The organism is Nitrobacter winogradskyi (assembly GCF_006539545.1).
GTDB classification, from domain to species: domain Bacteria; phylum Pseudomonadota; class Alphaproteobacteria; order Rhizobiales; family Xanthobacteraceae; genus Nitrobacter; species Nitrobacter winogradskyi_A.
This window is the reverse complement of the sequence record NZ_BJNF01000091.1, coordinates 1-8,065: the sequence shown is the minus strand read 5'-3', so window position 1 is coordinate 8,065 and position 8,065 is coordinate 1. Positions and strand designations below refer to the sequence as shown.

Annotated in this window: 9 protein-coding genes; 5 read left to right on the top strand and 4 right to left on the bottom strand. The window is 57.0% G+C overall.

What is annotated here, in order from left to right; translation table 11 throughout:
• The first annotated feature begins 401 nt into the window (after positions 1–401).
• Positions 402–530 carry a hypothetical protein gene (locus NWI01_RS20140; RefSeq protein WP_283809254.1) on the top strand — a complete coding sequence of 43 codons (129 nt, stop codon included), beginning with the start codon at positions 402–404 and terminating at the stop codon, positions 528–530.
• 241 nt (positions 531–771) lie between these two features.
• Here NWI01_RS20140 and NWI01_RS15800 read toward each other — a convergent pair whose 3' ends face one another.
• Positions 772–951, bottom strand: a complete 180-nt coding sequence (locus tag NWI01_RS15800; protein WP_141384934.1) for a hypothetical protein — start codon at positions 949–951, stop codon at positions 772–774.
• A gap of 89 nt (positions 952–1,040) precedes the next feature.
• Positions 1,041–1,256, bottom strand: coding sequence for a hypothetical protein (locus NWI01_RS19075; RefSeq protein WP_181410527.1), 216 nt, complete (start codon positions 1,254–1,256; stop codon positions 1,041–1,043).
• 402 nt (positions 1,257–1,658) lie between these two features.
• Here NWI01_RS19075 and NWI01_RS15795 point away from each other — a divergent pair, with 402 nt between their 5' ends.
• Together NWI01_RS15795 and NWI01_RS15790 are read left to right on the top strand one after the other, a co-directional pair.
• Positions 1,659–2,384, top strand: a complete 726-nt coding sequence (locus NWI01_RS15795) for a Crp/Fnr family transcriptional regulator (protein ID WP_141384933.1) — start codon at positions 1,659–1,661, stop codon at positions 2,382–2,384.
• Positions 2,385–2,643: 259 nt separating this feature from the next.
• The gene (locus NWI01_RS15790) at positions 2,644–3,495 is read left to right on the top strand and encodes a TrmH family RNA methyltransferase (RefSeq protein WP_141384932.1); all 852 of its coding nucleotides are present in this window, start codon (positions 2,644–2,646) and stop codon (positions 3,493–3,495) included.
• 11 nt (positions 3,496–3,506) lie between these two features.
• Here NWI01_RS15790 and NWI01_RS15785 read toward each other — a convergent pair whose 3' ends face one another.
• Entirely contained in the window at positions 3,507–4,073 is a 567-nt protein-coding gene (locus NWI01_RS15785; protein ID WP_141384931.1) for a hypothetical protein, read from the bottom strand.
• Between the two features lie 42 nt (positions 4,074–4,115).
• A complete protein-coding gene (locus NWI01_RS15780; protein WP_141384930.1) occupies positions 4,116–4,562 on the bottom strand; it encodes a hypothetical protein in 447 nt (148 codons plus the stop codon).
• A gap of 741 nt (positions 4,563–5,303) precedes the next feature.
• On the opposite strand from NWI01_RS15780, the gene NWI01_RS15775 reads away from it, so the two are divergent.
• On the top strand, positions 5,304–6,587 hold the full coding sequence (locus NWI01_RS15775) for a site-specific integrase (RefSeq protein WP_141384929.1): 1,284 nt from the start codon (positions 5,304–5,306) through the stop codon (positions 6,585–6,587).
• A 227-nt stretch (positions 6,588–6,814) separates the two neighbouring features.
• Positions 6,815–7,906, top strand: coding sequence for a hypothetical protein (locus tag NWI01_RS15770; protein ID WP_141384928.1), 1,092 nt, complete (start codon positions 6,815–6,817; stop codon positions 7,904–7,906).
• Positions 7,907–8,065: the final 159 nt, after the last annotated feature.

Genomic DNA, 8,065 nt, shown 5'->3' with positions numbered 1-8,065 from the left:
GGCCGCTCTAAAAAGGCCCGGCCACGAACTTTAGGCGGCCGGGCCAGTCCAGAGGAGAAAAACATGGCCCAAAGCGGGCCCAAGTATCGCCGGATGTATCGCCGGGTTTTCCTGCCGACGAATCCCGCGATGACCTCGTGAGGTCACTTTCACTCAAACATAACTTGGAGACGTATTATTTGATCCAGAACAATACGTCAGTCACATCGTCGTCATCGCGCATGACCGCCAATCTACTGAAAACTGATGGTAGAGCGTCGTCGCCACGCCCGTAGGAATATGCGGCTCAGCCACATATCCGTGATCCGCAATCCAGGAACACTCCCAACTCCCGGACATTGGCCTCAAACGGACCGATCTTCAGGTCGGTTCGTGTGAACCTGGAAAATAAGGAGGTCAGCATGGATGAAGACAGTGATGCCCGAATGCCTCAGGACCCGACCAGCAGGCTGTTCCTTTTCGCGGGCAGCTTCGGACTTGTGGCGGCTCTCGTAGGGTCCGGGCTTATCGTCGCGGCGGCTAGCTTCTAGAGCATGATCCCGACCCGAAGGGCCGCGCCAGCGCAAAGTGGAAACCAGTTTTCGTAAAGGATCATGCTCAAACAAAAAGACAAGCGACGAGTCTGATTCAACGGGGTTGAATCGAGTTCAACGCAGTTGAAACAGACTCTAGCTCTTGCAACAGCTTGCGTTGGCTATAGCGGGAGCGCTTGGTGAATCACACTTTACGCCGCGCGGCGGAGCTTGTTCGCCTGCGGCGTCGGCTAACACGCTAATGTGCCGAATCCCCGGCAATGATACCGCCGCCGATAAGGTCGCCGAAGCTCAATAAAAGCTCAAGCAAACCTTCGTCCATCTCTTCTTGCCAGAGAATTTCCGCTTCTGATTGAATCAGGAGCGAAGCTCTGGATCGTTGTTTGAACGCGCTTTCTTCAAGCGAACAGGTGTCCACCTCGCTCGAAAACGCTACTCAAGCTCATACCAAGCCGGACAGCCTCTGATTCGTAAAGGATCCGTAGCTTTCGCGGTTTGAACTCAAACTCATCTATGAAGCTGAGCGTGAACCGCTGCTTGTTGTTCGTGAGGCATGTCATGGGGACCGCGCCCGTTGGTGACATACACGAGGCTGGCCATCAGCATGATGACCGAGCACGCGATAGCCCAGCCGGCCGGATTGTTATTCCGCGCCTTGGGAAGACTGTTGTCATGCGGGACAAGGTTGTCATTCTGGAACAGGTTATCATTCAGGACTAGCATGGGCCCTCCGGCCATTGTTTAGCGGTGAGAAACCTCTGTTACCGATCGATCCGAAGGCGGCCGAACACCGGCGCGTCATAGCCATCAGGGAGAGCCGGAAGGTTTCGCAGTCGCTCCGCTATGAAGTTGACAAACACATAACAGGGCTTCGATCTCCGGTGCAGTGCAAAATCGGCATAGCTGCGATACGGCTGCGGCATAACGCTGCAGCGTCAGCGATCGTGTTCACATTGTGGCAGCGACCCAACTGACGCCAGAGATTGCGGCGTGCAACAATTCCGGCCGACTTTGCGCGATCACAAAGACAGGAAGATTTGCGGGATGCAGGCTCCGCGCGAGGGAACCGCCGGTGCGTCGAAAAAGCGGTTTCCCAGCAGACGGTTAACCTCAAGCTGGAGCGACATGAACACGCCTCGGAAGGACATCCATAACTCCAATGTGCCGAAGCTCTGTCAGAGCTGCGAGGTACGGCACAAGGGCATGTGCGGCGCGCTCAACGCCAATGAACTAATGGATTTCGCCAGGCATACGCGTGTCGTGAAGGTATCCGCCGGCGATGTTCTCCTGCAGGAGCAGGGATCGATCAGTTGCTATGCGAATGTCATGCGCGGCGTGCTGAAGCTGACCAAGACAATGGCCGATGGTCGCCAGCAGATCGTCGGACTTCAATTCGCGCCCGATTTCGTCGGACGTCTCCATCAAGACGAGAGTCCTGTCCGCGTCGAAGCCTGTTCAGGTGTTGAGGTCTGCAGCATAACCAGAAACGCGCTGCGGAAGATGCTCGAAAAAAATCCGGCCCTCGAAACAAAACTGCTGCACCAGGCCCTGCGTGAGGTCGATCAGGGTCGCGAGTGGATGTTGGCGCTCGGACGAAAAACGGCGCGCGAAAAGGTGGCCAGCTTTCTCATGATGATGGTTCGGCAGATCGATCCGTTTTCAGGAGGCAACGCCGCTACGGCTTTCGATCTTCCGCTTACGCGCGCGGAAATTGGCGACTTTCTCGGTTTGACGATTGGAACCGTTTCGCGCGAGCTCACGTGGCTGCGGCGAATCGGAGTGATTCAGATTTCCTCGCACCGCCACATCGATGTTCTGAAGCTCGAAGCGCTCCGCCAATACGCCGGCTAAGCGAAACGGTCCTCGCACGAGCGCCTTTCTCAAAATCAGCCCATGTCATGACGAACCCTAGCTTATGCATAACTAACTGAATACAAAAATAAACCTCAAACAGGCGAGTGACGGATGGCGACGGATATCGGGTTATGATAGCCGTCTGGAGATCAGGCGCCTCATAGCTTCGCTTCGCAGGCTCCCCTGCCTCTCCACTATTTCAGATCTCCAAGTTTACGATTCTCGATAGATTCCGCACCATCCGGGACACGCCTACATGAGCGATCGTGATCGAGAGCCGCGATTCCGGCGGGGTTCACGCCCGGGGAGCGACATTCACACCAGGGATGCCAAAGGCCGGAACCATCAGCCAAAGCACGGTTCGGCGCGAAAGAGCCGCGAGACCGGCCCTGATGGTCCGGCGGTGCTTTATGGCTGGCACACGGTGACAGCCGCGCTGGCCAATCCTCGCCGCCGCATCCGAAAACTGCTCGTCACGGAGAACGCCGCGCGACGGCTTACGCATGAAAATATCACCACCCCGATCTCGCCTGAGATCGTCCGCCCGAGCGCGATCGACCAGCGCCTGGGCCCCGACGCGGTTCATCAGGGACTACTGGTCGAAGCTGATCCCCTGCCCTCGCCTGATATCGAGACGCTGACGCAGGAAGGCATCGTGCTGGTGCTCGACCAGATCACGGATCCGCATAATGTCGGCGCGATCATGCGATCGGCTGCGGCTTTTGCAGTGAAGGCCATTGTCACCACGGCGCGCCACAGTCCCGAGGCTACCGGCGTGCTGGCAAAGTCTGCCTCAGGCGCGCTGGAGATCGTGCCGCTGGTGCTGGTGCAAAATCTGGCGCGCGCGCTCGCAGGGCTGAACGATCGCGGCTTCATGACCGTCGGCCTCGACAGCGCCGGCAGTGAGAATCTCGCCTCCATCCAGTTGCGGCAGCCATTGGCTTTGGTGCTGGGCGCCGAAGGCAAAGGTCTGCGGCAATTGACGCGGGACACATGCAGCGCGGTCGCGCGCCTCGACATGCCCGGCCACATCAGGAGCCTGAACGTCTCGAACGCCGCGGTGCTGGCGCTTTATATCGGCGCCAGCCGTCTCGGCCTCATGCACTGACGGCGCGCCGCTCAGTCGTGATGATACTGTACAGCATGACGGTAATCATGATGATGACCAGATCCGTAGATCACACGCGGAAGAGCGGCGCGATGGCCATCGCGTGAAGCGTGGCCGTAACGCAGATGACGGCGACTATGCGGGTGGCCGTCATGCCGGTTCCGATTCCAGCGATAGCTGTATACGACCGGTCCGGCCGCCGGCGCGCCATCATAGTAGTGGTGCATGGCGTGGGCGTAACGGCCGCCGTCATACGGATAATAATAGGGACGGCTGTAGGCATTCCATCCGGCGACAGCGCTTTCCTGATAGGTCGGCACCGGCGCGAAGTTGCCGGGACCACTGAAGGCCGGCCCCTGATTGACGTAATAGTATTGCGTCGGAGACGGCAGGTGCTCATAGCCTGCGAATCCGTAGCCGGCGCCGTAATAGCCGGGACCATAACCCCATGCGCAGGAGCCATACGAGAGGCATGAAGCGCATCCGCCCGCGTACCACCCTCCGCATGCCATCGCGGGCACGACGCTTGCGGCCACCATGGCCGCAACCGCGACCATTCCGGAAACCATCTGACGCATAACTCTCTCCTGCTGTTTTTTGTTCGATTTAGGCCGTGGATCTCAACGGAAGTCGAGCGGCGAGCCCGATGGCCCGATCCGGGGCGCTAGGATCACCGGAGGCGGCATCTGCGGGATGTCGGATTGCGCGGGCGTCGGAGCGGAACGGGCCGACCACGACTGATGAAAGCTTTCGGCGCGCCGCGGCAGCCTGCGATTGGACGGCGGCTCGATTTCGAGGCGGCCGTAACCGGGGGTGCGGCCAAGACTCGGATAGTAGTGACCGACATACGGTTCGACATCGACGTAGCGTCCGCCATACACCGTGGGCCGCGGTTGCATCCTCCTGCCAAGCCCCCAGTTGCCCTCGACGACGGCATAGGATGCATCGACACCATTGATGATAATGGGAACGCCGGGCCGTCCGGGAATCACAATCTCCGGACCGCTTCCGGCCAGAGCCGTCAACGAGGTCCCGATCATAACAGCCAGCACTAGTCCGATACGCATCACTGGATTCCCGGTTCAGGGCAAATCCTAATCGAACCGATGCCGGCAAGAGTTAAGGCTGCCACCGAAACTTCCGGTAAGCCTAACGTGCCGGGATGCTCGGGGTTCAAATGCGAACGATCCCGCTGCGGAACCGTTAACGCGGAGTCCAGCGATATTGACGGACCCCAAGCATTGACGATACCGGCACGCCGCCATAAGCAGGCTTGGTGTACGCAGAGGGGCCAGTCGTGCGGGAGCTTACGCCCGCTGTTGTCCACTCGTGTTTTGGTTTATTGTCTTGTCGTAGGGTTTTTCGAGCGAAGCATGTCCTCGGGCTTGAGCCCTAAGGATGGAATGACCGGTTCGCCGCAAGAAATGCGACCAGACAACAATTTTGGAGCATGGTTCGATTCAACTTGATCGGATCATGTTCAAGAGCGGGATGAGGAGAAGTGTGGCGCGGTCCTCTGCCCACACCCCGCTTCTGGAGAATAGTCGATCACGTTCATGATTCTGAATCGATTCGATCTCAGAACCGTCGTGATCCAGGCCGGCGTAGCACAGCGGTAGTGCAGCGGTTTTGTAATCAGATTTGGACGTGAGACCTTAGGATACCCCACGTTCTACGCAGGTGATTATTGCGGTGAATTTCCCAGTAATTTCGGTGTTTGTCGTTCCATTGAGCATCGGTTTGTGGGACCCTACGGGACCTGCAACTCCCCTGCCGAATTTACCCGGCCGGTTACCCCGGACAAACCGATGCTCCCCGCAAAGCTCCCTGCACAGCACAAACGCGCCACTGCGTTCATCAGCAATTTGAAGGCGACCAATACCCGTCAAGAAATCCCTGACGACGTTGGCAACGGCCTTTACCTCATTGTGCAGCCACGCCCCTCCGGATCGATGTCATGGGCCGTCCGGACGAAGCTGGACGGCAAGGCCATCAAAATCACCCTAGGCCGCTATGACGAAGAAGGCTCAAGCCAACGGATCGACCGACCATCCACAAAGCAAGTCCTGAACATCACTCAAGCGCGGGATTTGGCCAAACGCGTGAAAGCTGATGTCGGCCGCAATCATGATCCGCGCCAATCGAAAACCGACAAACTGAGCCTCGACTATTGGCTTGATGAATTCGTGAAAACTGCACGATCCGCCGGGTTCAAGGGACGCCCGGTCAAGGCATCCACAGCGGATGAATATCAACGGATCATTGAAACGGATATCAAGCCCAACTGGAAACACGTTGCCGATATTCGCGATCTTGATGACCGCGACATTAAAAAGCTAATCGACAAACTGGCACCCGGCGCACGACGAAACGCATTTGCGGTGTTGTCAACATTCTTCCGATGGAAATCCGTCAAACGTGTTATCGGGCGCAATGTGATCGAACTCGCGGACGCTCCACCAAAACCACAAAGCCGCGACCGCGTTCTCTCCCACGATGAAATCAAGGCTGTTTGGAATGCTGCAACATCATGCGGGTATCCGTTCGGACCTATCGTGAAATTGCTTTTGTTGACCGGGCAACGGCGGGACGAAATCGCAAATCTCAAATGGTCCGAATTGTCCGAAGAACTCGACACGATCACGTTCGAGGGATCGCGCACCAAAAATGGACGGGCTCATATTGTGCCGCTTCCCAAAATGGCAACTGCGATCATCAAGGCGCTACCGCGAATTGCAATCTCAAATGACAAGATGTCGGACTACCTTTTTACGACATTTGCGACCAAACCATTCAGCGGCTTTTCAAACGGAAAGATCGCGCTCGATAAGCATTGTGATCCGACTTTACCGGACTGGCATTTGCACGATTTGCGACGAACATGCGCAACCGAACTCGCCAAGCTTGGAATAAAGCAGGAAGTGACGGAATCAATCCTGAACCACAAATCAGGCAAAGTCAGCGGCGTTGCGGCAATTTACAACCGGCATGAATATCACGATGAAAAACGCGACGCCCTGAAAGTATGGGCCGACCGCTTGCGAACAATCGTCATCGATCGGCCGCGACCAAAGCTTGTCGCATCTGCCTAACGTCTTAGCCGCCGTCCAGCTAGATCACCAATATTCAATGCGACAACCATCGCGTTGAAGACGGCGAGATACCACCAGATCATCACAGCCGGTAATTACGGCGGCGCAATGGCGTCATTGAATTCGCAACGCGCCGTCAATTTCTTGCTATCATCGTCTTGCTCGACGGCTCAGCTCAGCTACTTTCATCAGCCGGTTGTACGAAATTGGACACTTGGGAGAGGTGGATGCTCTTGCACTTCGTGGTCATCAGCTTGTTCGAAGAGCGCTATGCTAGCGAAGCACGTCTCGGACCTAAAGACCCCGACCATGCGCATCAACGGGTCGCTCAGACCCTCGGCAGCATGGGCGTGAAGGCCGGGCCGGCTCAGGACCCCATGTGGTATCTGATACGCGAAGGTAGGAAAGTCGGGTACGTCAAGGTCTTCCGCGAAGAGAGGTATGCGCGAAATTGGTTTCGCGACCTTGCCGGGCAGGAAAGCAGCCAAAACTTTTGGGCGTTCTGGCGCGATGGGCAGCCGCTAGCTCTTGTCGAGGGCGCCAACGCTCGGGACGCCAATCAGTTTGTGAAGTCTATGTCGCTGTGCCGCGTCCGCGCCTTCTCAGCCGAGAGCGCTGCTGATACAGGCTGGAAAAAGTGGATATCTGGGCATCTGACGGCTGAGGAGGTTTTTCTAGATCGCCTCCGAGACCGGAGCGCTGGCAAAGTCGAGCCGCCACCCGAAGCCAAGCCCACGCCCGAGCCAGCACGGCGTAAAGGGCAGGCCGAGCCAAGCGGCTGGCAAGTTATGCACCAGAACATTGGCGAAGGAACGCGACCGAGCGTAGAGCTGCGCCAGAACATCACGATCACTGGGATGGCTCCATCGCAGCCCTCCGCCGTCCTCAGTGTCGTGTTCAAGCTGACGAGTGAGGGTCTTGTGAGCGATCCTGAAGCGGCGGGAAGCGGCGTTCGATTTGACCGAAAGCTCAGCTTCTTTCTTCGACCTTTCCGCCTACCGCACGCTGCAGAGTTCGTGATGGGTCTAGCGACCCTAGATCAGTCCCGAGCTGATCGTTTCCATGTCCTCGCATCACCGGTTGATCTAGAGACATCTATCATTAAGAAGTTCTCCGGCTCTACTGATGTTGCCAACTGCGTTGAGCTGCTCCGTCTCGGTAAAGAATTACTTTTTACGATTTCCGATGATGTTGAGACGCTTGTGAAGCTATCTCTTCCCAACGATGGTGAATTCAGACGCCTTATGGATGAAGCCCACGAACGCTTGATGCAGACCGAAATTACCTATTACTACATGAGACAACAGCTTCGCCGCTAAGCCTTGGCTTCCAGCTCACGAATTTCGTTACTTAGCGATATCACCGGCCGCGAATGCAGCCTCTACACCGCGTAACCCGACCGCTGAGCCAGATAATCCTTATGTTTGGTCATCACGTCCCGGCGGATGCGACGTGCGCGGCGCGGCAACCGGATGTTT

Coding starts and splice junctions, on each gene's coding strand:
- NWI01_RS20140 (WP_283809254.1), top strand. CDS start 402: ATGGATGAAGACAGTGATGCCCGAATGCCTCAGGACCCGACCAGCAGG.
- NWI01_RS19075 (WP_181410527.1), bottom strand. CDS start 1,256: ATGCTAGTCCTGAATGATAACCTGTTCCAGAATGACAACCTTGTCCCG.
- NWI01_RS15795 (WP_141384933.1), top strand. CDS start 1,659: ATGAACACGCCTCGGAAGGACATCCATAACTCCAATGTGCCGAAGCTC.
- NWI01_RS15790 (WP_141384932.1), top strand. CDS start 2,644: ATGAGCGATCGTGATCGAGAGCCGCGATTCCGGCGGGGTTCACGCCCG.
- NWI01_RS15785 (WP_141384931.1), bottom strand. CDS start 4,073: ATGCGTCAGATGGTTTCCGGAATGGTCGCGGTTGCGGCCATGGTGGCC.
- NWI01_RS15780 (WP_141384930.1), bottom strand. CDS start 4,562: ATGCGTATCGGACTAGTGCTGGCTGTTATGATCGGGACCTCGTTGACG.
- NWI01_RS15775 (WP_141384929.1), top strand. CDS start 5,304: ATGCTCCCCGCAAAGCTCCCTGCACAGCACAAACGCGCCACTGCGTTC.
- NWI01_RS15770 (WP_141384928.1), top strand. CDS start 6,815: ATGCTCTTGCACTTCGTGGTCATCAGCTTGTTCGAAGAGCGCTATGCT.